A 26,069-nucleotide genomic window follows, 5' to 3' on the forward strand; every position below is an offset into this window, starting at 1 on the left:
CCGGGTCAAAGCGCTATGCCCTGTCAGAACCGACCCTTGCGAGTAGACAGCAGCAGGTTCGTCTCGGATCGGGTGATCCCCTCCATCCTGCGGATCTGAAAAATCACCTCGTCCAATTCGACCAGCGTTTCGGTTCCGATCTCGGCAATCAGATCCCAGCTGCCGTTGGTGGAATGCACGGCCCGTACCTGCTGCATTGCACCGATACGGGCCATCGTACGCTCGGTCCCGCGCCCTTCGATTTCCAACATCATCAACCCACGCACCGGGCTTTGCGCCACATCGCGGCGAGTCAGAACCGTAAAGCCGACAATCTCACCCGACTGTTTCAACCGCTGCATCCTGCTGCGCACGGTTGTGCGGGTCACCCCCAGCGTCTCAGCCAGTTCAGACAGGGACGCCCGCGCATCCCGGTGCAGCGCGCTGATCAATCGATTGTCCAGTTCGTCCATAACTTGTTTCCGTTTCGGATTTCTTAAGTTCATTTTGAACAATTTGCCGTCTTCCAGCAAGATATATCGAACGGTTAAATGGACACATGGATATCAAGAACATCATATTGATCGGTGCACCCCTGGATGCCGGCAAACGGCGTCAGGGGTGCCGAATGGGCCCCGATGCCTATCGTGTTGCCGGGTTGGAAACCGCGCTGGCCGAGTTGGGGCATACTGTCACCGATTGGGGCGATGTGGCCCCTGACGCGGTGCAGATGCCGGAACATGAACACCTGTTTTCGCTGCCCGAATGCGTGGGTTGGACAAGCGCGCTCAGCCGCGCAACGCAGAAGGCCGCGCCCGAAGGAACACCGGTCTTTTTGGGCGGGGATCACGCCTTGTCGATGGGCACCGTTGCCGGAATGGCAGCATATGCACAACAGATCGACCGCCCGCTATTTGTCCTGTGGCTCGACGCCCACAGCGATTTTCATACGCCGACCAGCACCGGCAGCGGAAACCTGCACGGCACGCCGGTCGCCTATTTCACTGGCCAGCCGGGGTTCGAGGCGTTTCCGCCCCTGCCCGCCACAGTGCCTACAAATCGGGTCGGCATGATCGGCTTGCGTTCTGTCGATCCCGCCGAACGCGCGGTTCTCGAGCAGGACCAGGCCATGCTGGCCGACATGCGCAGTATCGACGAACACGGGATCAAAGCACCTCTGATGGCATTTCTGGATCGGGTTCGGGCCGAAAACGGCCTGCTGCACGTGTCGCTGGATGTGGATTTCCTCGATCCGGCCATTGCGCCAGCGGTCGGAACCACCGTGCCCGGCGGCGCAACTGAACGTGAGGCGCATCTGGCCATGGAACTGCTGCATGAAAGCGGATTGGTCAGCTCGCTCGATCTGGTGGAACTGAACCCGTTTCTGGACGAACGCGGGCGCACCGCACGACTGATGGTGGATCTGACTGCGTCGCTGATGGGACGCCGGATCTTTGACCGCCCCACACGGAGCTTCTGATGACTGCACCTTCCGACAAGGCCCTGGTCCCGTTCGTATCCGTCGACAACATGATGAGGCTGGTCCACCACATCGGCGTCGAAGCGATGATCGCCAAAATCGCCACTCAGATCGAAGCCGATTTCAAACGGTGGGAAAGCTTTGACAAAACCCCGCGCATCCCAGCGCATTCCCCACATGGGGTGATCGAGCTGATGCCAACCTCGGATGGTGAGGCTTACGGGTTCAAATACGTCAACGGCCACCCGAAGAACACGTCTGAGGGGCTGCAGACTGTCACCGCATTTGGTCTGCTGGCAGATGTTTACACCGGCTACCCGACGCTGTTGACGGAAATGACCATTCTGACGGCGCTGCGGACTGCGGCCACTTCCGCCCTGGTGGGTCAATATCTTGCGCCCAAGGGCGCGACCACCATGGCTATGATCGGCAATGGCGCGCAGTCCGAATTCCAATGCCTTGCGTTCAAAGCAATGTGTGGGATCGAAACCGTTCGCCTTTATGACATCGATGCCAACGCGACCGTCAAATGCGCGGCAAATCTTCAGGGAAAGGGCTTGAACGTGGTGGCTTGTAAAACGGCCGAGGAAGCGATCGAGAGTGCTCAGATCATCACCACCTGCACGGCCGACAAGAAATACGCCACCATCCTGACCGACAACATGGTCGGACCCGGTGTTCACATCAACGCAATCGGCGGCGATTGCCCCGGCAAAACCGAACTGCACCGCGATATCCTGCTGCGCTCGGACATATTTGTGGAATACCCCGAGCAGACGCGGATCGAGGGTGAGATTCAGGCGCTTGACCCTGATTACCCCGTCACCGAGATCTGGCAGGTCATGACCGGCCAGATCGAAGGTCGCACCGATGACAGGCAAATCACCCTGTTCGACAGCGTGGGTTTCGCAATTGAGGATTTCTCGGCCCTGCGCGTGATCAAAAGCGTGGTCGAGGGGACCGATTTCTACGAACCGCTGGATATGCTCGCTGACCCCGACGACCCGCGCGACCTGTTTGGGATGTTGATGCGGGCGGGATGATAGCCCAACCGATCACTGCTTGAGCCATGGCCGGCAAAGGGGGCTCTGCCCCCGCCACCCTGCGGGCGACTCCCCCGGGATATTTATAGCCAGATGAAGAAACGGATCCTTAACCATTCTGGTCGAAAAGAGTTCTGCGGTACAGGCGGAGGCGCCGATGACCGCGCCAGGTGAAGCTCTCTGGCCTGTCGGTCAGAGAGTGGATCCCTGCTTCATCTGGCTAAAAATACCTCGGAGCGCGAGGCAGAGCCTCGCATGGCTCTACCCGGCCAAAGACGGCAGGTATAGAACGATCCCCGGGAACGCCACAAGCAAGGCAATCGTCGCAGCATCTGCGATGAAGAAAGGTGTGACGCCTTTGAAGACATCCTGAACACTCAGATCCGGCCGCACGCCTGCGACGACGAAACAGTTCAATCCGATTGGGGGCGTGATCAAACAGAACTCGGCCATTTTAACCACCAGTATTCCGAACCAGATGGCGCACATGGGGCCAGACATGCCAAAGGCGCTCTCGGCCGCGCTGACGGTTTCACCGCCGTTCAGGGCCATGACCGCCGGATAAACCACCGGAAGGGTCAGCAACAGCATGCCGATTGCGTCCATGAACATGCCCAGCACGGCATAGGCCAGAAGGATGCAGATCAGGATCAGCATCGGGGACATTTCCAAAGAGGTAATCCAGTCCGAGAACGCGCCCGGCAGGTCGGCGAAGCCAAGAAAGCGCACATAGATCAAAACGCCCCAGATGATCGAAAAGATCATGGCCGTCAGTTTGGCCGTTTCCAGCAGGGCGGATTTGAACTCGGGCCAGCGCATGCCATGAAACAGGGCGAAGCAGAACACGATGAAAGCGCCAATTGCGCCGCCTTCGGTTGGGGTACCCCAGGCTTTGTCTCCGAACGGGTTGTAGACAAAGCAGATGATGATCAGGATGACGGCAACGATGGGGATTGCGCCCGGCAGAGCAGCGAAACGTTGCTTCCAACTGAAGCCGGTGACGGGGGGGCCAACGGATTTGAACACAACCGCGATCCCAACGATCAGTAGCCCGTAGACAAGGGCTGAAAATGCGCCCGGTATGAACCCGGCCAGAAGCAGTTTTCCGACGTCCTGCTCGACGATGATTGCGTAGATCACAAGGATCGCTGATGGCGGGATGAGAGAGGCCAATGTGCCCCCAGCGGCCACAACACCAGCGGCGAAGCGTTTGTTGTAGCCGACGCTCAACATCTCGGGGATGGCGATGCGGGCGAACACGGCAGAGGTGGCGACTGACGCGCCGGACACGGCGGCAAATCCTGCGGTGGCGAAGATGGTCGAGACGGCCAACCCGCCGGGCACCCAGGCAATCCAGCGTTTGGCCGCTTCGAACAACGCTCGGGTCAGACCGGCGTAGTAGGCCAGATATCCGATCAGGATGAAGGTCGGGATCAGGCTGAGTGTATGGGCCGCCACCTTGGAATGCGGCACCTGCCCCGCCGTTTTGACGGCAACGGTGACGGCCTTGCCGAACCGGTCGGGGTCGTAACCGAACTTGGCCCAGAAGATCCAGATCAGGCCGAACAACCCGGCCAGACCCGCCGCAAAGGCCACTCGCATACCGGTTACAACCAGAACCAGCAGGCCACCTGTGACCCAAAGGCCGATCTCGATCGTGTCCATGCGCTAGTCCTGCCCTTCGAACTGATCGGCCTCAGCTGCGGCCTGTGCTGCGGCGTCCTGGATCAGGGGTACGGCCACCGGCGCATCCAGCCCCAGTACAAAAGCGCGCCCGTATCCCCAGACCTGCAAGACCAGCCGCAGACACAGCACCGAGAACGCCACCGGTGCCAGCAGTTTAGCAGGCCACAGAGGTATTCCGATGTCGATGGAACTGTCGCGGCTCCATAACGGTGCACCAAAATCGAAGGACCGGTCGAAATGGGACCAACTGCCCCAGACAAGGGCCAGCATCAGGGCAAGGATCAGGATGACCGAGATCATTTCGAACAGCCACAACGCACGCCCGTGCAGTCGCGAGATGACAATATCCATCCGGATATGCCCGCCATCCCGCTGGACGTAGGAGATACCCAGAAAGGCGATCAGGGGCATCGCCTGCTCGATCCAGTCCACATAGCCGGGCAAAGGCGCGTTGATTGCGTTGCGTCCGCTGACCGAAACAACGGCCAGAACCATCAGGCCAAACACGGCAAGACCGCTGATCAGCGCCAGAAAACGCTCGAGCGTCAGCAGACGCTGATCCAGCTGGCTGAGGCGGCTGCCGTCTTCCAGCACCGTGGCTGTACCTGCCATTCCGGTGATCCTTTATGTCAGGGATGTCCGGGCACCCTGACCGAGCGCCCGGAGATACGATCAGTTGCCGCCGCGCTGTTGCTGCAACGTGGACTGAACCAGATCATAAAGCTCTTGCGCGGGAAGACCTTGCGCGGACATGTCGGCAATCCACTGTTCACGGATCGGATCGGCGGCCTTGGTGCGGAACTCTTCGATGACTGCATCATCGATCATCACCTTGGTCACGCCCTTTTCTTCCAGAACGCTGTCCCACTGTTCCAGCAAGCCGCCGTAATTGGCCAGATAGTGATCAATGGCTTCGTCAATCGAGCTGTCGAGCGCTTCGCGGTGTTCCGGTGACAAGGCTTCATACGCGTCGATATTGACAACAACCGGGCAGTTCACCGTGCCGGGGTTCAGGTTTGCCGTCCACCAATCAGCCTCATTGATCGTGCCAAAGGACAGATGCGCGTGCTGGGCAAAGGCCACTGTGTCGACCACGCCGGATTCCATCGCGTTGAAGGCTTCGGTGGCCGGAACCGAGGTCGGGACCCCTCCAACCGCTTCAAACGCCTGCCCAAGACCACCGGTTGCACGGACGCGCATGCCTTCGAACTCGGTCAGTTGATCGCGTGGGTCGCCGGTGCCGACCAGATTGTATTGCGGCATGGGCGAGGTCATGAGCAGGCGCGCGTTCCACTGCGCCATCTCATCCTGCACGGCGGGATGGTCATAGACCGCGTGGCTGACGGCAACCTCTTCCGCCAGGTTGTTCACGCCAAGGAATGGCAGTTCCAGCACAGTGATCGCCCGGTTTTTGTCGCGGTGATAACCTGCGCAGAACTGCGCCATCTCGAAGGCACCGATCTCGATCCCGTCCAGATTCTCACGCGGCTTGGACAACCCGCCATAGCTGACATTGATGGTAAAATCCCCGCCGGTCTTTTCATTCACCAGCTCGGCCAGTTTTTCGACATGTTCGGTAAAGGCGCGGCGCTTGCCCCAGACCGAGGCATTCCATTCGGTCGCTGATGCCTCGGCGACAAAGGCAATGCTTATTGCGGCGGCGGCAGCACCGCTCAACATCTTTTTCATGTGATCTCTCCCTTATGTGCACCTCCTCCCGAGGCGCTTGGAAAAAAGCTAGCGCCAACATTCGCCGATGCCAACCCTGCACAGAGATTGGCAAAGTTTTGCCGGACACTTCGAGAGGCGCTTGATCGGTGCATCCAGCGGATCCACCCACCCAACATGGAAGCCTAAGGGCGAGCCAGCGCCGTTGGCATCATTACAACTTAGCTTTTGTTTTTTAAAAATATTTAACCAAAAGTTTAGATTTTGTTTACAAATTTACTCAACGGAAAGAAATTTTTTGACAAACAAATTCAAGGATTACGGCAATTTATTTCATTATTTTCTGAACCCGGCCATACTGCGATCGGGGAGGAATGGGATCGACTTTGCCCGATCTTGGGGAAAGAAATGACCCAGTGAAATCCAGTCCAGAGGGAGGAGCCTCAAAAATGACCACCGCTGCCCAGGCAGATGCCAAGACTTATCCGCCATCCGCAGAAACCGTCGCACGTGCGCATGTCGATGCCGCGAAATATGACGCGATGTATGCAGCTTCGATCAGCGACCCTGACGCGTTTTGGGCCGAACAGGGCAAGCGCGTTGACTGGATCAAGCCTTTCTCTCAGGTCAAAGACGTCGATTACAGCTTTGGCTCGGTCAAGATCAACTGGTATGCCGATGGTACGCTAAACGTCTCGGCCAATTGTCTGGACCGTCATCTGGAGACGCGTGGAGATCAGACAGCGATCATCTGGGAACCGGATGATCCAAACGACCCTGCCCAGCACATCACCTATGCCGAGTTGCACCGCCGCACCTGCCGGATGGCGAATACTCTGGAATCACTGGGTGTGCGCAAAGGCGATCGCGTGGTGATCTACCTGCCGATGATCCCCGAGGCGGCCTATACCATGCTGGCCTGCGCACGCATTGGTGCGATCCATTCCATCGTGTTCGCCGGTTTCTCGCCGGACGCGCTGGCGGCGCGGATCAACGGCTGCGATGCCAAGGTTGTCATCACCGCCGACGAAGCACCGCGTGGCGGGCGCAAGACGCCACTGAAATCGAACGCGGATGCGGCGTTGCTGCATTGCAAAGACACGGTGAAATGTCTTGTCGTCAAACGCACCGGTGGTCAGACCACCTGGATCGATGGCCGCGACTATGATTACAATGAGATGGCCTTAGAGGCAGACGACTATTGCGCGCCCGCCGAGATGAGCGCCGAGGATCCTCTGTTCATTCTCTATACATCCGGCTCGACCGGCCAACCGAAAGGCGTTGTGCACACCACCGGCGGCTATCTGGTTTACGCTGCCATGACGCATGAGATCACGTTCGATTATCACGAAGGCGACGTGTATTGGTGTACGGCGGATGTCGGCTGGGTGACCGGCCACAGCTATATCGTCTACGGCCCGCTGGCCAATGGTGCGACCACACTGATGTTCGAAGGTGTGCCGACCTATCCGGATGCCAGCCGCTTCTGGCAGGTTTGCGAAAAGCACAAGGTCAACCAGTTCTACACCGCGCCGACTGCAATCCGCGCCCTGATGGGTCAGGGCAACGAGTTTGTCGAGAAATGCGACCTGAGCGATCTACGCACACTGGGTACCGTGGGTGAGCCGATCAACCCCGAAGCCTGGAACTGGTACAACGACGTTGTCGGCAAGGGCAAATGCCCCATCGTGGATACATGGTGGCAGACCGAAACCGGCGGTCACCTGATGACCCCCCTGCCCGGCGCACATGCGATGAAGCCCGGTTCGGCGATGAAGCCGTTCTTTGGCATTCAGCCCGTGGTTCTGGACCCCCAATCCGGCGTCGAGATCGAAGGCAACGGCGTCGAAGGCGTTCTGTGCATCAAAGACAGTTGGCCCGGTCAGATGCGCACCGTCTGGGGTGATCATGAGCGGTTCGAGAAGACCTATTTCTCGGACTACAAAGGCTATTACTTCACTGGTGACGGCTGCCGTCGCGACGAAGATGGCGACTACTGGATCACCGGCCGTGTGGATGACGTGATCAACGTATCCGGTCACCGCATGGGCACGGCCGAGGTGGAAAGCGCTCTGGTCGCGCATGCCGCTGTGGCCGAGGCCGCCGTTGTGGGCTATCCCCATGAAATCAAAGGACAAGGCATCTATTGTTATGTCACTTTGATGAATGATCGCGAACCTTCGGATGATCTGCTGAAAGAGTTGCGCACATGGGTTCGGACCGAGATCGGCCCGATTGCCTCGCCCGATGTAATCCAGTGGGCCCCGGGCCTGCCCAAGACCCGTTCAGGCAAAATCATGCGCCGTATCCTGCGCAAGATTGCCGAGAACGACTTTGACAGCCTGGGCGATACGTCGACACTCGCCGATCCTTCGGTTGTCGAAGACCTGATCGAAAACCGTGCGAATAAGTGAGGATGTGATGGACGCTGCCACGACCATATCCCCCGCTGTTCTGATCCTTCTCGGGCCTCCGGGCGCCGGGAAGGGTACGCAAGCCCGGATGCTTGAGGACAAATTCGGCCTCGTTCAACTCAGCACGGGCGATCTTTTGCGCGCCGCTGTGGCCGCAGGCACCGAGGCAGGTAATGCGGCAAAAGCAGTAATGGAGGCTGGCGATCTGGTCAGTGACGAGATCGTCATCGCCATCCTGCGCGACCGTATGGCGGAACCCGATTGCGCCAAGGGTGTCATCCTTGACGGCTTCCCTCGTACAACTGTTCAGGCCGAGGCGCTGGATGCCTTGCTGGCGGAAAACGACCAGAAGATCAGCGCCGCAATCAGCCTTGAGGTTGAAGACGCCGAAATGGTGATCCGCATTTCGGGCCGCTACACCTGCGCAGGCTGTGGCGAAGGCTATCACGACCGGTTCAAACAGCCCGCCGTTGAAGGCACCTGCGACAATTGCGGCGGCACCGAGTTCAAGCGTCGCGCGGATGACAACGCGGAAACGGTGGCTTCGCGCCTGACCGCCTATCACGCGCAGACCGCACCGCTGATCAGCTACTACGAAACCCAAGGCGTGCTGAAACGCACAAACGCCATGGGCCAGATTGAGGACATCGCGCGCGACCTGGAGGTGATCGTCAGCGACGCGATGAAGTAAGGGGAGGAGAAAGGCCGCAAGGCTTTGATCCTACAACAGAATACTTCAATGAACCGCCCTGGCGGAACAGAGAAGTTATGCCGGACGTCACGGGGCGTTTGGAAACATCGAGAAGCGGCCCGCAGCACTGGAGGAGTTGGGCAACGGGCCGCCCAACGAGGAAGCGAAGGAGGAACCCGCAATGGCGGATCAATCTACAAACTCCGCGCAGACTGCCGAAGCCGATAAGGGCTATTGGCAGGCCAACCTGCGCCTCATCTACATCAGCCTCGCGATCTGGGCGCTGGTGTCGTTTGGATTCGGCATTCTGCTGCGTCCGCTGCTGTCCGGCATTTCTGTTGGCGGCACCGATCTGGGCTTTTGGTTCGCCCAGCAGGGTTCGATCCTGGTCTTTCTGGTGCTGATCTTCAACTACGCCTGGCGCATGAACAAGCTGGACGCCGAATACGGCGTGGATGAAGAGTAAGGGAGAGCGGGGACAATGGATCAGTTTACCATCAACCTGCTGTTTGTTGGCGCATCCTTTGCGCTATACATCGGCATCGCGATCTGGGCCCGCGCGGGTTCCACATCGGAATTCTACGCCGCCGGTCGCGGCGTTCACCCGGTCACCAACGGTATGGCAACAGCGGCAGACTGGATGTCTGCGGCCTCGTTCATCTCGATGGCGGGCCTGATTGCCTTTACCGGCTATGACAACTCGACCTTCCTGATGGGTTGGACCGGCGGCTACGTGCTGCTGGCTCTGCTGCTTGCGCCCTACCTGCGTAAGTTCGGCAAATACACCGTCTCGGAATTCATCGGCGACCGCTTCTACAGCCAGACCGCACGTGTCGTTGCGGTTGTCTGTCTGATCGTTGCGTCGGTGACCTACGTGATCGGTCAGATGACCGGCGTGGGCGTGGCCTTTGGCCGCTTCCTCGAGGTTGACAACACCACCGGCCTGCTGATCGGTGCCGCAGTTGTGTTTGCCTACGCGGTGTTTGGTGGGATGAAGGGCGTGACCTACACTCAGGTCGCTCAGTACTGCGTGCTGATCACCGCCTACACCATCCCGGCCATCTTCATCTCGCTGCAGCTGACAGGCACACCGATCCCGGCGCTGGGTCTATTTGGCGATACCGCAAGCGGTGAGCCGCTGCTGACCAAGCTGGACGCGATCGTGACCGAGCTGGGCTTTAACGAGTACACGGCCCACCATTCGAACACGCTGAACATGGTGCTGTTCACGCTGTCGCTGATGATCGGTACCGCCGGTCTGCCGCACGTGATCATGCGCTTCTTCACCGTGCCGAAAGTGTCTGACGCACGTTGGTCCGCTGGCTGGACGCTGGTCTTCATCGCTCTGCTGTATCTGACTGCCCCTGCGGTTGGTGCCATGGCGCGTCTGAACATCAGTGACATGATGTGGCCCAATGGCGGCATCGAAGGCGGAGCCGTGTCGGTCGAGGAAATCGACAACGATCCTCGCTATGACTGGATGGCCACATGGCAGAAAACCGGTCTGCTGGATTGGGAAGACAAAAACGGCGACGGCAAGATCCAGTACTACAACGATGCCAATGCAGATATGCAGGCACTCGCTGAAGAAAAAGGCTGGGTTGGGAACGAGCTGACCAAGTTCAACCGCGACATCCTGGTTCTGGCGAACCCGGAGATTGCCAACCTGCCAGGTTGGGTTGTGGGTCTGGTTGCTGCCGGTGGTCTGGCTGCTGCCCTGTCCACGGCTGCGGGTCTGTTGCTGGCGATCTCGTCGGCGGTGTCCCACGACCTTGTCAAAGGTGCGATCAACCCGTCGATCTCTGAAAAGGGTGAACTTCTGGCGGCGCGGATCGCAATGGCCGTGGCTATCGTGGTCGCAACATGGCTGGGTCTGAACCCACCGGGCTTTGCGGCGCAAACCGTGGCCTTGGCCTTTGGTCTGGCGGCAGCCTCGATCTTCCCGGCGCTGATGATGGGGATCTTCTCGACCCGCATCAACAACACCGGCGCGGTTGCTGGCATGATGGCTGGTCTGGTTGTGACCCTGGTCTACATCTTCCTGCACAAGGGCTGGCTGTTCATTCCGGGCACCAACTCGTTCACCGATGCTGACCCGCTGCTGGGTCCGATCAAGTCGACCTCGTTCGGCGCCATTGGTGCAATGATCAACTTCGGCGTTGCCTACGTCGTTGCCGGTATGACCAAAGAGACTCCGCAGGAGATCAAAGATCTGGTCGAAAGCGTTCGCATTCCCCGTGGTGCTGGCGCAGCTCAGAATAAATGAGCATGATGCGGTGCATGGATAACCTCTATGTGCCGCGTCTTTCGACTTACTGTTCCCGCCCGGCATTCCACCGGGCGGGATTTTTACTCAGACCATCCGGAGGTATCTGATGCCCCTGTCCCACGACCAGATCACCCGGTTTCTGAAATCCGTACACCCCTATGACGCGCTTCCCGACTCGGTGCTGGCGGATATCGCCCAGCAGATCGAAGTGTGGGAGGTCGACGAGGACTCTGAAGTCTATGATCTGGGCCATACCCTGCCCGGCGTATTTCTGATCTACGAAGGTCAGGTCGAAATATCCGATGAAAACGGCGCTGTGGTTTCGCAACTTGGGCTGCGTAATTCCTTTGGCGAACGCGGGCTGCTGAAGGACGGCAAGGCAGCCACCAAAGCGCGGGCGCATTCGCCATCTGTGCTGATCGTTCTGCCGCCTGATCTGGTGCGCGAGCTGATCGACGGGCACGAAATCGTATCGAAATTCTTTGACCGGTCACGCGGCGACCGGGCCGGTCCGCAAAGTCTGGCAACCAGTGCCATCGACACGCTGATGGCGCATAACCCGGCCACCTGCCCCCCTGCGACGCCGGTGCAAGACGCAGCGCGCATCATGCGTGACAAGCGCATTTCATCCCTCTGCGTGACGGATGCCGATGGCTTGGTGGGAATTGCCACGCTGCGGGATATCTCGGGCAAATACGTGGCGGACGCGATGTCGGCGGATACCCCGGTCTCGCAGATCATGACGCCGAACCCCACGACGCTTTCGCCTTCGGACATCGGATCGGATGTGCTGCATGTGATGATGGAGCGTGGGATCGGCCATATCCCGATTTGCGAAGGGGGGCGTCTGGTCGGGATCGTAACGCAAACCGACCTGACCCACTATCAGGCCGTCAGTTCGGCGGAGCTGGTGCGCCGCATCGCCAATGCCAACAGCGCCGAGGACATGGCCAAGGTCACGGCAGAGATCCCGCAGCTTCTGGTGCAGCTTGTGGCCGGGGGTAACCGGCACGAGATCGTGACCCGGCTGATCACCGATATTGCCGACACAGCCACAAGACGGCTGTTGGCGCTGGCCGAGGAAAAACTGGGCCCACCGCCTGTTCCTTATCTGTGGCTGGCCTGCGGTTCACAAGGGCGGCAGGAACAGACAGGCGTGTCCGATCAGGACAATTGCCTGATGTTGGATGACAGCGCCTCCGACGCCGATATGCCATATTTTCAATCACTTGCGCAGTTCGTCTCGGACGGGCTGGACGTGTGCGGATATTTCTATTGCCCCGGCGACATGATGGCGACCAATCCGTGCTGGTGCCAGCCTGTGCGGGTCTGGCGCGAGTATTTCAGCGGCTGGATTGCCAAACCCAACCCCGAGGCGCAGATGCTGGCCTCGGTCATGTTTGACCTGCGCCCCATCGGCGGCGCGTTCGAGCTGTTTGCCGATTTGCACGCCAACACGCTGAAAGCGGCCAGTTCGAACTCGATCTTTGTGGCGCATATGATCTCGAACTCGCTCAAACATACTCCGCCGCTGGGCTTGCTGCGCGGGTTTGCCACGATCCGGTCAGGCGAGCATCGCAACACATTGGATCTGAAGCATAACGGCGTCGTGCCCGTGGTCGATCTGGCCCGGATTTACACCTTGCAAGGGCAATTGACCGAGGCAAACACCCGCGCGCGCCTTAAAGCTGCCGAGGCGGCAGGTGTTCTCAGCCCGTCTGGGGCGCGGGACCTATTGGATGCCTATGACCTGATCGCAGAAACCCGGCTGGAACATCAGGTCCGGATTGTGAAAGCTGGACGGGAACCGGATAATTACCTGCCGCCCTCGGACCTGTCGGATTTTGAGCGCAGCCATTTGCGGGACGCGTTTGTTGTCATCAAGACGATGCAATCGGCTGTGGGTCACGGCAAGGGGATGCTAGGCTAAACCTGCGCCTGTGTCGCACAAGGGATCGCCTTCGGCGACCGTATTTGGAACGAGAAGAAGGGGCGTGTCGCGCCCGAAAACTGGAGGAACCGCATGTTTCTGGAATTGATCGGCACAATATTCGCGGGTTTTGCATTCGCCGGGATCGTGATGGTGCTGAACAAACTGACGGGCGGTCTGTTGCCGCGTTGGGCCACTCCGGTCGCGGCAGGTTTGGGGATGATCGGGATGACGATCGCCAGCGAGTATTCCTGGTATGATCGCACCCGGGACACTCTGCCCGACAGTCTGGCGGTGATCCAAGAGGTCGAAAGCCGCGCGTTTTATCGTCCCTGGACCTATGCGGTGCCCTTCGTGGACCGGTTCGCCGCGATTGATACGGTCTCCGTGAAGACCAACGATCAGGTGCCAGATCAGCGTCTGGTCGATCTGTATTTCTTTGGCCGCTGGTCACCGGTCTCCAAACTGCCCGTCGCCGTGAACTGCGCCGAATATCGCCGTGCGAGCCTGGCGGATGGGGCCGAATTTGGCGATGACGGTCAGTTGCTGAACGCCGACTGGATCACAGCCGAGACCGGCGACCCGATTATCGAGGCAACCTGCGGAGTGTAACCATGCTGACCCGCCTCAGCCTTCGGATCCGGATTTTTCTGTTCTTCTGCCTTCTTGCCGCTGGCGGGGTGGTCGTCAGCACCGTTGCGCTGTGGGTCAGCTATGCCCGCGCAGACATGCCGGAATTGTTGGATGCCTTTGTCTTCTCGGGCCTGTTGATCGGGTTTGGGTTGCTGGCGCTTATCGCGGGGGTTTGGCTGTTGTTCGACGACAACGTCGCCAAGCCCATTGAGCGCCTCTCGGCTGAATTACGGGCCCGCGCGCATGCCGGGGTCAGCACCGATATGGATGTTGATGCGGCGAAATATCTGGGTGATCTGGCCCCTGCCGCTGCGGGCTTGGCGGATCAGCTATCCGACAAAACCCTGAATATCGCCGAGGCAGTCGCCGCCGAAACCGCCAATCTGGCCGCGGAAAAGCAACGCCTGACCGCGTTGTTGACCGAAATCCCGGTGGCCATGCTGCTGTCCAGCCCATCGCACAAGATCGTTCTTTATGACGCGCAGGCGGCAGAGGTTTTGGCGCAGATCGCACACCCACGCCTCAACGCGTCCCTGTTCGAATACCTCAATCCCGAGCCGCTGGAAAAAGCTTATGCCCGATTGACCAAGACCGGCATGGATGTCGAATGCACCCTGATCAGCATTGACGGCAATCAAAGCTATCAGGCTCGTATGAAGCCTTTGGGCGATGCGCCGGGCTATATGCTGATCTTCGACGACAGCGCCGCGCGGATTGCGCCTGAGGCCGCCCGCCCCCTGGTTTATGACTTCGACCTGCTGACCACGGCTGCAGAGGAAGCGTTCGAGCAGCGCGCCCTGTCGGATTTGTGCTTCGTCGTCTTTGATACCGAAACCACCGGCCTTTTGCCGCACAAGGATGAAATCGTTCAGATCGGCGCAGTGCGTGTCATCAAAGGGCGCATCGTCGAGGGTGAGCAGTTGGACATGCTGGTCGATCCGGGCATCCCGATCCCCGCAGCCTCGACCAAAGTGCACAAGGTCAGCGACCACATGGTTCAGGGCGCGCCGGATATCGCGCAGGCCGGACGGGTGTTTCATCAATTCGCCCGCGACGCCGTGATCGTGGCGCATAACGCGCCGTTCGACATGGCCTTTTTGCGCCGTCATGCGAAACGCATGGATGTCGAATGGGATCACCCCATTCTGGACACGGTTCTGCTGTCGGCGGTCCTGTTTGGGGCCAGCGAAACGCATACGCTGGACGCTGTGTGTGACCGGCTGGACGTCACCATCCCCGAGGCGCTGCGCCACACCGCCCTTGGGGACGCCGTCGCAACGGCCGAGGCCTTGGTCAGGATGCTGCCGATGTTGCAGGCAAGGCAGATGACCACGTTTGGCGCGGTTATTGCCGAGACACGCAAACATGGGCGTCTTCTGGAAGACCTCAACTGATCGGGAAATATGCGCGCGACATTAAGCTTTTGATGGACAAACCAGATGGCGCGTGGCACCTCAGGCGCGCCGGAACCAAGAGCGTGCAATGACCGAAAACACATTCACCCCCAGCCCCGAACAAAGCACCGCCTTTCGCGAGGCATTGGGCTGCTTCGGAACGGGTGTCACGGTCGTAACAACGCACACGGAAAACGGCCCGCGGGCGATCACCGTGAACTCTTTTGCCTCTGTCTCGCTGGATCCGCCTTTGGTGCTATGGTGTCTTGCCAAGGATTCATACCGTTTCAACGCCTTCAACGGGTGCCAGCACTATGCAATCCACGTCATGGCACAAGAACAGCAGGACGCCGCGCTGAAATTCGCGCGCGACGGCACCGATTTCTCTCATGCCAAATGGGAACCGGATGCAGCCGGTCGCCCACAACTGGCCGAGTGTCTGGCCCGGTTCGACTGCCAGCTTCATGCCAAACACGAGGCCGGGGATCATCTGATCCTTGTCGGTCAGGTGGAACAAGTGATGTACCGCACCGGCAAGGGCCTGATCTTCAAGCGCGGTCAGTTCGGCGGCTTTGTCGACAACGTTTAATCGTCTAGCGACCCATGAACCGCCAGCGCCTCTAGCTGGGTTTCTTGCGGCGTGATCACGCGGAATGCCTCGTGCACACCGCTTTCGGTCAGCTCGCGCGCGACGGTCAGCAGGATGTTCGGCGCGTGCTCATCGCACAGTTCCGACATATGCTCGATTTCTGCCTGCGCCACACCCAGCGCATCCTCAACCGAAGGCGCACCGTAGAGCTGCACGAAATGTTCGGCCAGGTTTTGGATGATCTGATCTTTTTCCGCCGCTTCGATCTGGGTCACCGCAACAAATGTCACGCGCCCGAAGGTCTCTAACCCCAACCAGCCATTGGCGAAGGCCTGCCGGGATTTCCCTTCCAAATCGCCCTGCCCCCAGTTCGAGAATTCGAACCCGCCCGAGATGCACCATTCGCCGGTCCGCGCTGGGGAATGAAACACATTCATGTCGCTTTCATCGAAATGGATCGCGCGGGCGAGTTTCATCAGGTCGTCTCCAATAATTCTGTCAGCGGGCGCAAGTGGGTGTCTTCGCCGTCCCGGATCAGCATACCGAACCGCTCATCCGTGCCCAGAAAGACGCCCCGATGGGCCAGCGGTTCCCCGACGCCACGCAGAAGGCCCAGCCATTCGCCGTGCAACGGCGCGTTGCCGTCCTCTTGCCAGCGGTTGAGCCATGTCAGCATATGCCGTGACCAGCTTTCCACCAGTTGGGTCGCAGATACGTCGGCGCAGCCTTCGTCATACAGCGCGGTGATGTCCGGGGTGTTCCCCGGTGCATCGCTGGTTTGCAGCAGCGCCAGTTCCCATCCGATCACCAGCCAGTCGGGCATCTGATCCGGGTCGGTGGTCGAGGCTGCGACGTGGAACTGTCCGCATTTCGCGCCATTCACGCAGATCAGCCCGTCCCAACCAAGATGCACGGCCACTTCGGGCGGAGCCAGCGCGCCCAGCGCATTCTGGAACCCCACAGCGCACAGCGGCAGCATCGCCATGGCATCCTGCAATGGCACCTCAGGCGCGAAGACGATGGCCACGCGCAGGCGGTCGGCCTGAATGTTGTAGACCACCGACCCCGCATCACAGCCCAGTGCCGCCATGGCCTGCGCCTTCTCAAACGGGTCTTCCCCGCCCTGCGCAGGATGGCCCGTCAGCAGCGGAGGGAAGACCGGTTCGGTCATGCGTTACCCTTGGCAATCATGTCGCGGGCGATCTTCCGGAACGCTTCGGCCTGCGGGCTGTCGGGTTTGGTGACGACGATGGGCGCACCTCCGTCAGCGGCCAGACGGATGTCCAGATGCAGCGGAATTTCACCCAGCAGCGGGACGCCCAGCGCCTCGGCCTCTGCGGTGACACCACCATGGCCAAAGATATGTTCCTCATGCCCGCAATTGGAACAGATATGGGTCGACATGTTCTCGATCATACCGACGATGGGCGTTTTGAGCTGATTGAACATGTCGATCCCCTTGCGGGCGTCGATCAGGGCCACATCTTGCGGGGTCGAGACGACAATGGCGCCGTCCACCTGGAACTTCTGGCTCAGCGTCAGTTGCACGTCGCCAGTGCCGGGTGGCAGATCGACGATCAGCACATCCAGCGCACCCCATTGCACCTGGCTCATCATCTGTTGCAGCGCGCCCATCAGCATGGGTCCGCGCCAGACAACCGCCTGCCCTTCGTTGGTCATCAGACCCATCGACATCATGGTGACGCCGTGGTTGCGCAGCGGCAGGATCGTCTTGCCATCCGGGCTGGCGGGCCGACCCGAGACACCCAGCATCCGGGGCTGCGATGGGCCGTAGACATCCGCATCCAACAGACCCACGCGCCGACCCTCAGCCGCCAAGGCACAGGCGAGGTTGGCCGAGACGGTGGACTTACCCACCCCACCCTTGCCCGAGGCAATTGCGATGATCCGATCCACACCCGGAACCGCCTGCGGCCCGGTTTGCGAGGGTTTGGGCTTGGGCTTCAGATCCGGCGGGGCCTTGTCGGAATGCGCGGTCAACATGGCCGAGACCTTGGCGACACCGTCCACCATCTGCGCGGCCTGTTCGGCAGCGGCGCGCACGGGTTCCATGCGTTCGGCCTGCTTGGGATCGATCTCGAGCACAAACCGCACGGTATCACCTTCGACATTCAGCGCGCGCACGACACCGGCGCTGACGATATCCTGACCGGACACCGGGTCGGTGATCTTTTTCAGGTTTGCAAGAACCGCGTCACGGACACTCATGCCTTCATCCCCTTACCCTGCATCGCATGGTTGCTTTTCATTGCATGTGTCTCCGTCTTTCTTCGTTCATTTGACGCATTTGCCAATTGGCCGTTAGGTTTGGCCATGCGCTTTGTCCTGTTGTGCCTCAGCCTGACGCTCACCGCCACCCCTTCCGGGTCGCAAGAGGCCATCGGCCTTGCCGCCCCGCCCGAGGTTTCAGACACGGGCCTTTTGCAACATATTCTTCCGCGCTTTTCACTCAAGACCGGGATACGCGTTATTGCCGCAGAAGACGGTGTTATGACGCTGTCGGCTGAACCCAGCGGCGATCCTGTCTTTGCCCGCGATACGGTGATCTATCATCTGGGCATTCAGGACGACCCGCGCCAGTCCCGGTTCCGTGACTGGCTGCTGTCGGACATTGGCAAGCGCACGGTCGAGAGTTTTGCACCGGATCAAGGCGCGCCGTTCAGCGCCAGTTTCGAAGTCGTCACTACCGACGACACCCCGACCACCGATGGTGACACGGCATTGGGCGAGGAACTGTCGATGACCCATTGCGGCAGGTGCCATGTGATCGGCCCTCAGAACCGGATGAACGGTCTGGGCTCGACCCCGTCTTTTGCGGTGTTGCGCACCCTGCCCGACTGGTCCGAACGGTTTCAGGCCTTCTTTGCGCTGAACCCGCACCCGGCTTTCACGCAGATCGATGGATTGACGCCGCCGTTCGATCCGTCGCGCCCCTCGCCCATTCATCCGGTTGAAATGACGCTGGACGATCTTGAGGCCATCCTTGCCTTTGTCTCGGTCATCGATGCGGCGGATCTGGGCGCGCCGCTGCAGCATCAATGATCCTTCCGTTTTGAGAAATAGTCGTCCGTAGTGACCACCCGAGGTTTCGGATTGGACTGGAACGGATTGTCCTGGATCTTGAACTGCGCATTCACCCGGCAATTGTCACACATCTGGATCATCCGCGCCTGCTCGGACGAGGCAAACATCGGATGCGTGCCTGAAAGTTTCTCCATGATGCGCTCGACCGTTGATTTCACCCCGAACAACGCGCCGCATTCCACGCAGGCAAACGGCTCTTCTTCGTTCAACACCTGCTGGGACAGGGCCGCATCGCTCAGGTCAAGCTGCGGCACCAAAGCAATTGCATCTTCCGGGCAGATATTCCGGCAAAGGCCGCATTGCAGGCAGGCGTCCTGCTGGAAGTTCAGTTGCGGTTTGTCCGGGTTGTCGATCAATGCCCCCGATGGGCAAAGCGACACACAGCTAAGACACAAGGTGCAGGCGTCGGTGTTCACCGCAACTGCCCCATATGGCGCACCTTCCGGCAGTGACAAAGGCGCGTCGGCTTCTGGGTTCAGGGCCTGCGCAGCCAACCGGGTGATTTGCCGACGGTTGCCCAAGGGCAGAACCGGATCGGCCAGCGGTGTCGGAACCTCTTGCGCGTAAAGCTGATCCGACACGGTGTCCGGGTCAGCCTCATCAATTAGTCCCAATGCGCCATCTCCGGCTATGGCTTTCGCCAGTTCAAGCTCTTGGTCCAGCGCGTCCCGCTCGGTTGTGGGGGCAAGCAGTATATCGACCCGCGCAAAGCCATGGGCCAGGGCGGCCAGCATTTCTGCATGGCCAAAGCCTGAAATCACGCTCAACTCCATCGGGATCACGTTAGCGGGCAGACCCCGGCCAAAGCGCGCGGCCATACGGATCATCTCGGCCCCGTGGATATCATGCACCAGCAGGCGCGGCGCTGCACCTCCGGCCCGGCGGTAAGTGCGGGCCAGAACATGCATCCGGGACAGGATCGCCGACACGGGCGGGTCCTCATAGGTAATCGCGGTCGAGGGGCACAGGGCGGCGCAAGCCCCGCAACCCGCGCAGATCATCGGGTCAATCGCAACATGCTCACCCGCCGGGGTGATTGCGCCAGTCGGGCAGATGTCGAGGCAATTGGTGCACGCAACCTGTTCGGCGCGGGAATGAGCACACAGAGTTTCCTCCAACCGGACATATAGCGGCTTTTCGAAGGTCCCCACCAACTGCGCGGCGTCAAAGGCCAGACGGGCAACCGCCACCGGATCGCGCGGGTCAGCGCGCAGATACCCTTCGCGCTTGGTCGGGGCCTGAACCAAGGCCGTGCCGCCGGTCAGGTCAATCAGGATATCGCATGCGGATTTCGCACCATCGCGGGGAGTTGACCATGTGAAGGCCCCGCGCCCACCCGGTTCGACCTGCTGAACCTGATCGATCTGCAGCGAGAATCCCCCCAAGGCACCTGTTACCGAACGCACCTGCCCGCGCACCACATCAAAAGCGCGGCTGAAGGGAACACTGTCCCCGGACGTCATAACCGTGACCGCCAAGGTACCGGACAGACGTTCCGCCAATTCAAACGCAGCCTCGGCGGGGCCAATGATGCAGCACGTCCCTTCGCTGATCACATCCACGCTGGGTGTGATTGGCAAGGGCACCAACGCCTCGGCGGCCAACGCGGCCATCTTGGGCGCAGCGTCCCGGGCCTGATCCGACCAACCGGCGCGGTCCCTCAAATCGACGAAGGCGGGCAAATCGACGTCGAGGTCCTCGGCCAGATCGCGGAACACCTCCTGCTCTTGCCCGCAGGCGATCAGAACCGGATTATCGCCTTTCATGAACTCGGCCACCACGCCAAGCTCGCGGGTGCACAGGGCTGTGTGGGTTCTGGAACACTCGACTTCGCAGGCTGAGCCTATCCGGTCGGCGTCAACGGGCTGTGACCCTTCGCAGTCACATAGGATGAGTTTGGTGGCCATGTCCCTCCCCCGGACAGCTTCCTTACTTGTCTACATTAGATGGTATCCTGCCGCTGGCAATCCAGCCCCCGCGCCCAAGCAGCGGCAAGTTGTTGGATAAATCGGAAATCCCCTTGTTTTCCGACTGAATCGGTCGGAATTTCACATGTTAAATTCTAGGTGATCACGCCCGTTTTCACATGATTGAGACTTGGCATGATAGCGCTATGTGTACCATAGTAGACGCTAGGTAAGGCAGGGGAGAGCCTTACGGGGAGGAGCCAGTGGCCAAGGCCGCAAGCCGTATCGAAATGCCTGTTGGCGTCGTTGTGCGCAAAACACCTGGTGTGACCCGCTGGGCCAAGTGGAACTGGCGCGCTGTTGCGGCGCTGCCCGGAGCGGGCCCGGCCGATTGGCTGGAGTTGCGGCGCGAAGGCGAAGCGGTCGAATATCACGCCGCCACCCTGCCCCTGACCTTGTGGGCAGATGAGACCGAGGCTTACATGGTCAACCTGTCTGACGGTCAGCCTTCGATCTATCTGGTTCTGCGCGATGCTTTGGACGGGAAACGCCCGATGGATGCGGTGCTGATCACCGCCTCGCCCTTCGAAGGTCAGGATTACGCCGATACCGGCGAAGAGATCGTCGAAAAAATCCCGATGACCGATGGCCTGATTGCCTGGATGCGGGACTTTACCCTTGAGCACCACCGCGATGAGGTTTTCGTCAAACGCCGTCGCGACAAGAAACGGACCGATCTGATTGAGGACGGCAAGGGCGATGCGCGGATCCGGCAGGACTCGGACGTCTACCGCGCCCCGCGGAGGGTTGTGCAATGACCCAAGCCCGCGATTTCTGGTCCCGCCGCAAAGCTGCCGTTCAGGCCGAAGCCAAGGCCGAAGTGATTGCGGCGGAAGAACAGGCTATCGCAGCACAGCACACCGAACTGGAAGAAAAGGCCGACGCAGAAATTTTGGCCGAGTTCAACCTGCCCGACCCGGATCAGTTGCAGGCGGGCGACGATGTCTCGGGCTTCATGGCCAAGGCGGTGCCGGACCGGCTGCGTCGTCGGGCGCTACGTCGGTTGTGGCGGCTGAACCCGGTGCTGGCCAATGTGGATGGGCTGGTCGATTACGGCGAGGATTACACGGACGCCGCCTGCGTGATCGAGAACCTCCAGACAGCGTATCAGGTTGGCAAAGGCATGCTGGCGCATGTTGAAGCACTAGCTGCTGAGGCAGAGGAAGAAACGCCCCAAGACCTGGCTGAGCCACCTGAGATCGAACAGGAACCGGCTTTGGATCAAGCCCCTCCTGAACCCGTTTCGGTAGCCGCAGCCCACGAGCCGGAAGAGGCTGAACTGCCCCCTTCCCCGCGCCGTATGAGATTTGAATTCGAAGGATAACGCATGACCGCAGATAACGCGCAGACCATAGACATCTCAGCCGAAGATCGGCTTCGCGCGGATTTCTACAACTTTCTGGGTCTGCTGCTGGCTGGCCCGCCCGATCAGTTGCTTTTGGATCAGATGGCGGGCCTAAGCGGCGACGACACCGATCTGGGTCAGGCCATTCAGGCGATGGCGCGGGTGGCAAAAGTCACCAAACCCGCTGCCGCCGAGCGTGAGTTCAACGCGCTGTTCATTGGGCTGGGTCGTGGAGAATTGCTGCCTTACGCAAGTTTCTACCTGACCGGGTTCCTGAACGAAAAACCCCTCGCGCAGCTTCGCAACGACATGGCCGCGCGTGGGATCACACGGGCGCAGAATGTGTTCGAGCCCGAGGACAACATCGCCTCACTGATGGAGATGATGGCGGGCATGATCGTAGGCCGCTTTGGCGCGCCTGCCACGCTGGAAGACCAAAAAGCGTTCTGGAACAAACATATCGGCCCCTGGGCCGCACATTTCTATTCGGATTTGGAAGCCGCCGAAGCGTCGGTTCTCTATGCCTCGGTCGGCACAGCCGGTCGGTTGTTCATGGAGATCGAACGCGAGGCCTTCCGAATGACGACAGCGTGATGCGCTGTCACTCGCCAGCGCCCCGTTTGGCGCTAGATCGCAACTGGGACAGGAGGAGCCCATGAGCAAGATCAAGGAAGAAGGCACCACGCGCCGGAACTTCCTCAAACTGGCCGGAACCGCAGCACCCGCTGCCGTCGCCGCCGCCAGCCTGAGCGGTCAGGCCGAAGCAGCCGAGCTGCCAACGGACGAGACCCGCATGCAGGACACCGCGCACACCCGCGCATACTTCGAAAGCACGCGCTTTTGAGCGACGATGAAAGCACCCGGTTCTAGGATCGGACGTTTTCACCATCCGACTGACGGTTGCGATTGGCCCTGACGTCGGCATCACCAGCACCAAGCCAGCCATGGCTTACATGGCCAGCAAGGGAGGAAACCAATGTTAAGGAAAAAGACCAACGGGGTTGCGAGACGCCCCCAGCGGACAAGTATCCTGTCCCAGGTCGGCGAGAAAACCGTCGATCGCCGCGCATTTCTGCGTGGCTCGGGCCTGACGATCGGCGGCCTTGCCGCGATCAGCGCCACGGGTGGAACCGTGACGCCAGCCAGCGCCCAGACAGCGGCCAACACAGCCGTTGAAAACATCAAATCCGTATGCACCCACTGTTCGGTCGGCTGTACGGTCGTTGCCGAAGTACAGAACGGTGTCTGGGTCGGTCAGGAACCCGGCTGGGACAGCCCGTTCAATCTGGGTGCACACTGCGCCAAGGGGGCCTCGGTCCGCGAGCACGCCCATGGCGAACGCCGCCTGAAATATCCGATGAAAAAGGAAGGCGGCGAGTGGAAGCGCATCAGCTGGGAACAGGCGATCGACGAGATCGGCGACGGCATGATGAACATCCGTCAGGAATCCGGGCCGGACAGCGTGTACTGGCTGGGCTCGGCCAAGCACAATAACGAACAGGCCTATCTGTTCCGCAAGTTCGCCGCCTATTGGGGCACGAACAACGTGGACCATCAGGCCCGTATCTGCCACTCAACCACCGTTGCGGGTGTTGCGAACACATGGGGCTACGGCGCCATGACCAATTCGTATAACGACATCCACAATTCCCGGGCCATCTTCATCATCGGCGGCAACCCGGCCGAGGCGCACCCCGTCTCGCTGCTGCACGTTCTACGCGCGAAAGAGCAGAACAACGCTCCGCTGATCGTCTGCGACCCGCGATTCACGCGCACGGCAGCGCATGCGGATGAATATGTCCGGTTCCGTCCCGGCACAGACGTTGCGCTGATCTGGGGTATCCTGTGGCACATCTTCGATAACGGTTGGGAGGACAAAGAGTTCATCCGTACCCGTGTCTGGGGTATGGACCAGATCCGCACCGAAGTTGCCAACTGGAACCCGGAAGAGACCGAGCGTGTGACCGGCGTTCCCGGCTCGCAGCTGAAACGCGTTGCCCGGACCATGGTTAACAACCGCCCCGGCACCGTGATCTGGTGTATGGGTGGAACCCAGCACACCAACGGCAACAACAACACCCGCGCCTATTGCGTGCTGCAGCTTGCGCTTGGCAACATGGGCACCTCGGGTGGTGGCACCAACATCTTCCGCGGCCATGACAACGTGCAGGGCGCAACGGACCTTGGTGTTCTGTCCCACACTCTGCCCGGCTATTACGGCCTGTCCGCAGGGGCATGGGGCCATTGGAGCCGCGTCTGGGGTGAGGATCTGGATTGGCTTAAAGGTCAGTTCGCCACGATCAAGGACAAGGAAGGCAAGGACAAGCCGCTGATGAATGAGCGCGGCATCCCGGTCTCTCGTTGGATCGACGGTGTTCTGGAAGACCCGGCCAACATGGATCAGGACAACAACGTCCGCGCCATGGTTCTTTGGGGCCACGCGCCCAACTCGCAGACCCGGATGACGGAAATGAAAACGGCGATGGAGAAGCTGGACATGCTGGTCGTGATCGACCCGTATCCCACCGTTTCCGCCGTGCTGCATGACCGCACCGATGGCGTTTACCTGCTGCCCGCCTGTACGCAGTTCGAAACCCGTGGTTCTGTCACCGCGTCGAACCGCTCGCTTCAGTGGCGCGACAAGGTGGTGGATCCGCTGTTCGAAAGCCTGCCGGACGAGGTCATCATGGCCAAGTTCGCCAACAAGTTCGGCTGGGCGGATCGTCTGTTCCGCAATATCGAGATGGAGGATGCCGAGACCCCCAACGTTGAAAGCATCACGCGTGAGTTCAACGCGGGCCTCTGGACCATCGGCTATACTGGTCAGTCGCCGGAACGTCTGAAAAGCCACATGGCCAACCAGCACACGTTCGACAGAACCACGCTGCAAGCCATTGGTGGACCAAACGACGGCGAGTATTACGGACTGCCATGGCCCTGCTGGGGCACGGCCGAGATGGGTCATACGGGGACACCGAACCTCTATGATATGTCCAAGCCGGTGGCCGAAGGTGGCCTGACTTTCCGCGCTCGTTTCGGGGTGGAACGCGATGGTGACAACCTGCTGGCCGAAGGGGTCTATAGCGTTGGATCGGAAATTCAGGATGGTTATCCCGAATTCACGATGCAGATGCTGATGGACCTCGGCTGGGACGGCGATCTGACGGCTGAGGAACGCGCAGCCATCGACGCCGTTGCGGGACCAGAGACCAACTGGAAAACCGACCTGTCCGGCGGCATCCAGCGGGTTGCGATCGAGCATGGCTGTGCGCCCTTCGGGAACGCCAAAGCCCGCGCGATTGTCTGGACCTTCCCGGATCCGATCCCGCTGCATCGCGAACCGCTCTATACCAACCGGCGCGATCTGGTGGAGGATTATCCGACCTACGAAGACCGGCACGCGTATCGCCTGCCCACCCTTTATGCTTCGATCCAAAAGAACGACTTTTCAAAGGATTACCCGATAATCCTAACGTCAGGTCGTCTGGTCGAATATGAAGGCGGCGGTGATGAGACACGGTCGAACCCGTGGCTGGCCGAGCTTCAGCAGGACATGTTCGTCGAGATCAATCCCCGCGATGCCAACAACCTGGGCATTCGTGACGGATCACAGGTCTGGGTCGAAGGTCCTGAGGGTGGCAAGGTCAAGGTGATGGCGATGCTGACCAACAGGGTCGGTGCCGGTGTGGCCTTCATGCCGTTCCACTTTGGTGGCCATTTCCAGGGCGAGGACCAGCGGCACAAATACCCCGCCGGTGCAGACCCATATGTGCTGGGTGAAAGTACCAACACCGCCCAGACCTATGGCTACGATTCAGTGACCCAGATGCAGGAGACCAAAGCGACTCTCTGCAAAATCTGGTCAGCGTAAGGGAG

Annotated in this window: 24 protein-coding genes; 16 read left to right on the plus strand and 8 right to left on the minus strand. The window is 60.0% G+C overall.

The window, feature by feature from the left end; translation table 11 throughout:
* Positions 1 to 23 precede the first annotated feature (23 nt).
* A complete protein-coding gene (locus tag ACR0MO_RS04675; RefSeq protein ID WP_170451276.1) occupies positions 24 to 452 on the minus strand; it encodes an Lrp/AsnC family transcriptional regulator in 429 nt (142 codons plus the stop codon).
* 86 nt (positions 453 to 538) lie between these two features.
* Here ACR0MO_RS04675 and rocF point away from each other — a divergent pair, with 86 nt between their 5' ends.
* Positions 539 to 1,459, plus strand: a complete 921-nt coding sequence (rocF, locus tag ACR0MO_RS04680; RefSeq protein WP_170451277.1) for an arginase — start codon at positions 539 to 541, stop codon at positions 1,457 to 1,459.
* Positions 1,459 to 2,502: an ornithine cyclodeaminase gene (locus ACR0MO_RS04685; RefSeq protein ID WP_480625916.1), complete on the plus strand. Its 1,044-nt coding sequence runs from the start codon at positions 1,459 to 1,461 to the stop codon at positions 2,500 to 2,502. The genes rocF and ACR0MO_RS04685 overlap by 1 nt, the downstream gene beginning before the upstream one ends.
* A gap of 261 nt (positions 2,503 to 2,763) precedes the next feature.
* Here ACR0MO_RS04685 and ACR0MO_RS04690 read toward each other — a convergent pair whose 3' ends face one another.
* Genes ACR0MO_RS04690 through ACR0MO_RS04700 form a run of 3 tightly spaced genes read right to left on the minus strand, consistent with a single transcriptional unit; the run spans position 2,764 to position 5,877 of the window.
* Positions 2,764 to 4,167, minus strand: coding sequence for a TRAP transporter large permease (locus ACR0MO_RS04690; RefSeq protein ID WP_170451282.1), 1,404 nt, complete (start codon positions 4,165 to 4,167; stop codon positions 2,764 to 2,766).
* Positions 4,168 to 4,170: 3 nt separating this feature from the next.
* Positions 4,171 to 4,800, minus strand: coding sequence for a TRAP transporter small permease (locus tag ACR0MO_RS04695; protein WP_170451284.1), 630 nt, complete (start codon positions 4,798 to 4,800; stop codon positions 4,171 to 4,173).
* Between the two features lie 60 nt (positions 4,801 to 4,860).
* Positions 4,861 to 5,877: a C4-dicarboxylate TRAP transporter substrate-binding protein gene (locus ACR0MO_RS04700; RefSeq protein WP_480881218.1), complete on the minus strand. Its 1,017-nt coding sequence runs from the start codon at positions 5,875 to 5,877 to the stop codon at positions 4,861 to 4,863.
* A gap of 428 nt (positions 5,878 to 6,305) precedes the next feature.
* Between ACR0MO_RS04700 and acs the strand changes: the two genes are divergently transcribed.
* The 8 genes from acs to ACR0MO_RS04740 all read left to right on the plus strand — a co-directional run bounded on the left by acs (position 6,306) and on the right by ACR0MO_RS04740 (position 15,776).
* A complete protein-coding gene (acs, locus tag ACR0MO_RS04705; protein ID WP_170451290.1) occupies positions 6,306 to 8,270 on the plus strand; it encodes an acetate--CoA ligase in 1,965 nt (654 codons plus the stop codon).
* Positions 8,271 to 8,277: 7 nt separating this feature from the next.
* Positions 8,278 to 8,961 (plus strand): adenylate kinase, encoded by a 684-nt coding sequence (locus tag ACR0MO_RS04710; RefSeq protein ID WP_170451292.1) that lies wholly within the window; start codon positions 8,278 to 8,280, stop codon positions 8,959 to 8,961.
* A 181-nt stretch (positions 8,962 to 9,142) separates the two neighbouring features.
* Positions 9,143 to 9,427: a DUF4212 domain-containing protein gene (locus ACR0MO_RS04715; protein WP_170451294.1), complete on the plus strand. Its 285-nt coding sequence runs from the start codon at positions 9,143 to 9,145 to the stop codon at positions 9,425 to 9,427.
* Positions 9,428 to 9,442: 15 nt separating this feature from the next.
* Positions 9,443 to 11,227 (plus strand): sodium:solute symporter family protein, encoded by a 1,785-nt coding sequence (locus tag ACR0MO_RS04720; RefSeq protein ID WP_170451296.1) that lies wholly within the window; start codon positions 9,443 to 9,445, stop codon positions 11,225 to 11,227.
* Between the two features lie 109 nt (positions 11,228 to 11,336).
* Positions 11,337 to 13,160 carry a putative nucleotidyltransferase substrate binding domain-containing protein gene (locus ACR0MO_RS04725; protein WP_480889927.1) on the plus strand — a complete coding sequence of 608 codons (1,824 nt, stop codon included), beginning with the start codon at positions 11,337 to 11,339 and terminating at the stop codon, positions 13,158 to 13,160.
* Positions 13,161 to 13,253: 93 nt separating this feature from the next.
* Complete coding sequence (locus ACR0MO_RS04730; protein ID WP_170451300.1) at positions 13,254 to 13,772, plus strand: hypothetical protein; 519 nt, start codon at positions 13,254 to 13,256, stop codon at positions 13,770 to 13,772.
* A gap of 2 nt (positions 13,773 to 13,774) precedes the next feature.
* Positions 13,775 to 15,187 (plus strand): 3'-5' exonuclease, encoded by a 1,413-nt coding sequence (locus ACR0MO_RS04735; protein WP_480889929.1) that lies wholly within the window; start codon positions 13,775 to 13,777, stop codon positions 15,185 to 15,187.
* An 88-nt stretch (positions 15,188 to 15,275) separates the two neighbouring features.
* Positions 15,276 to 15,776, plus strand: a complete 501-nt coding sequence (locus ACR0MO_RS04740) for a flavin reductase family protein (protein ID WP_170518068.1) — start codon at positions 15,276 to 15,278, stop codon at positions 15,774 to 15,776.
* Here ACR0MO_RS04740 and ACR0MO_RS04745 read toward each other — a convergent pair.
* Genes ACR0MO_RS04745 through ACR0MO_RS04755 form a run of 3 tightly spaced genes read right to left on the minus strand, consistent with a single transcriptional unit; the run spans position 15,773 to position 18,005 of the window.
* On the minus strand, positions 15,773 to 16,252 hold the full coding sequence (locus tag ACR0MO_RS04745) for a DUF6505 family protein (RefSeq protein ID WP_170451305.1): 480 nt from the start codon (positions 16,250 to 16,252) through the stop codon (positions 15,773 to 15,775). The two genes, ACR0MO_RS04740 and ACR0MO_RS04745, sit on opposite strands and share 4 nt — an antisense overlap.
* Positions 16,252 to 16,947, minus strand: a complete 696-nt coding sequence (locus ACR0MO_RS04750; RefSeq protein ID WP_170451307.1) for a biotin/lipoate--protein ligase family protein — start codon at positions 16,945 to 16,947, stop codon at positions 16,252 to 16,254. Before ACR0MO_RS04750 ends, ACR0MO_RS04745 begins: the two co-directional genes overlap by 1 nt.
* Positions 16,944 to 18,005 carry an Mrp/NBP35 family ATP-binding protein gene (locus ACR0MO_RS04755; protein ID WP_170451309.1) on the minus strand — a complete coding sequence of 354 codons (1,062 nt, stop codon included), beginning with the start codon at positions 18,003 to 18,005 and terminating at the stop codon, positions 16,944 to 16,946. Before ACR0MO_RS04755 ends, ACR0MO_RS04750 begins: the two co-directional genes overlap by 4 nt.
* A gap of 105 nt (positions 18,006 to 18,110) precedes the next feature.
* On the opposite strand from ACR0MO_RS04755, the gene ACR0MO_RS04760 reads away from it, so the two are divergent.
* On the plus strand, positions 18,111 to 18,839 hold the full coding sequence (locus ACR0MO_RS04760; protein WP_480889932.1) for a c-type cytochrome: 729 nt from the start codon (positions 18,111 to 18,113) through the stop codon (positions 18,837 to 18,839).
* Here the strand turns inward: ACR0MO_RS04760 and ACR0MO_RS04765 are convergent.
* Positions 18,833 to 20,788: a 4Fe-4S binding protein gene (locus ACR0MO_RS04765; RefSeq protein WP_170518065.1), complete on the minus strand. Its 1,956-nt coding sequence runs from the start codon at positions 20,786 to 20,788 to the stop codon at positions 18,833 to 18,835. The two genes, ACR0MO_RS04760 and ACR0MO_RS04765, sit on opposite strands and share 7 nt — an antisense overlap.
* Positions 20,789 to 21,051: 263 nt before the next feature.
* On the opposite strand from ACR0MO_RS04765, the gene ACR0MO_RS04770 reads away from it, so the two are divergent.
* From ACR0MO_RS04770 to ACR0MO_RS04790, 5 genes are all read left to right on the plus strand, one after another.
* The gene (locus ACR0MO_RS04770; protein WP_170451312.1) at positions 21,052 to 21,606 is read left to right on the plus strand and encodes a DUF3305 domain-containing protein; all 555 of its coding nucleotides are present in this window, start codon (positions 21,052 to 21,054) and stop codon (positions 21,604 to 21,606) included.
* Positions 21,603 to 22,172, plus strand: coding sequence for a DUF3306 domain-containing protein (locus ACR0MO_RS04775; RefSeq protein ID WP_170518063.1), 570 nt, complete (start codon positions 21,603 to 21,605; stop codon positions 22,170 to 22,172). The genes ACR0MO_RS04770 and ACR0MO_RS04775 overlap by 4 nt, the downstream gene beginning before the upstream one ends.
* Positions 22,173 to 22,175: 3 nt before the next feature.
* Complete coding sequence (locus tag ACR0MO_RS04780; protein WP_480889935.1) at positions 22,176 to 22,787, plus strand: TorD/DmsD family molecular chaperone; 612 nt, start codon at positions 22,176 to 22,178, stop codon at positions 22,785 to 22,787.
* 61 nt (positions 22,788 to 22,848) lie between these two features.
* Positions 22,849 to 23,037, plus strand: coding sequence for a twin-arginine translocation signal domain-containing protein (locus ACR0MO_RS04785; protein ID WP_480889938.1), 189 nt, complete (start codon positions 22,849 to 22,851; stop codon positions 23,035 to 23,037).
* Positions 23,038 to 23,169: 132 nt separating this feature from the next.
* On the plus strand, positions 23,170 to 26,064 hold the full coding sequence (locus tag ACR0MO_RS04790; RefSeq protein ID WP_480889940.1) for a formate dehydrogenase subunit alpha: 2,895 nt from the start codon (positions 23,170 to 23,172) through the stop codon (positions 26,062 to 26,064).
* Positions 26,065 to 26,069 lie beyond the last annotated feature (5 nt).

Source organism: Ruegeria sp. K5, assembly GCF_056531805.1.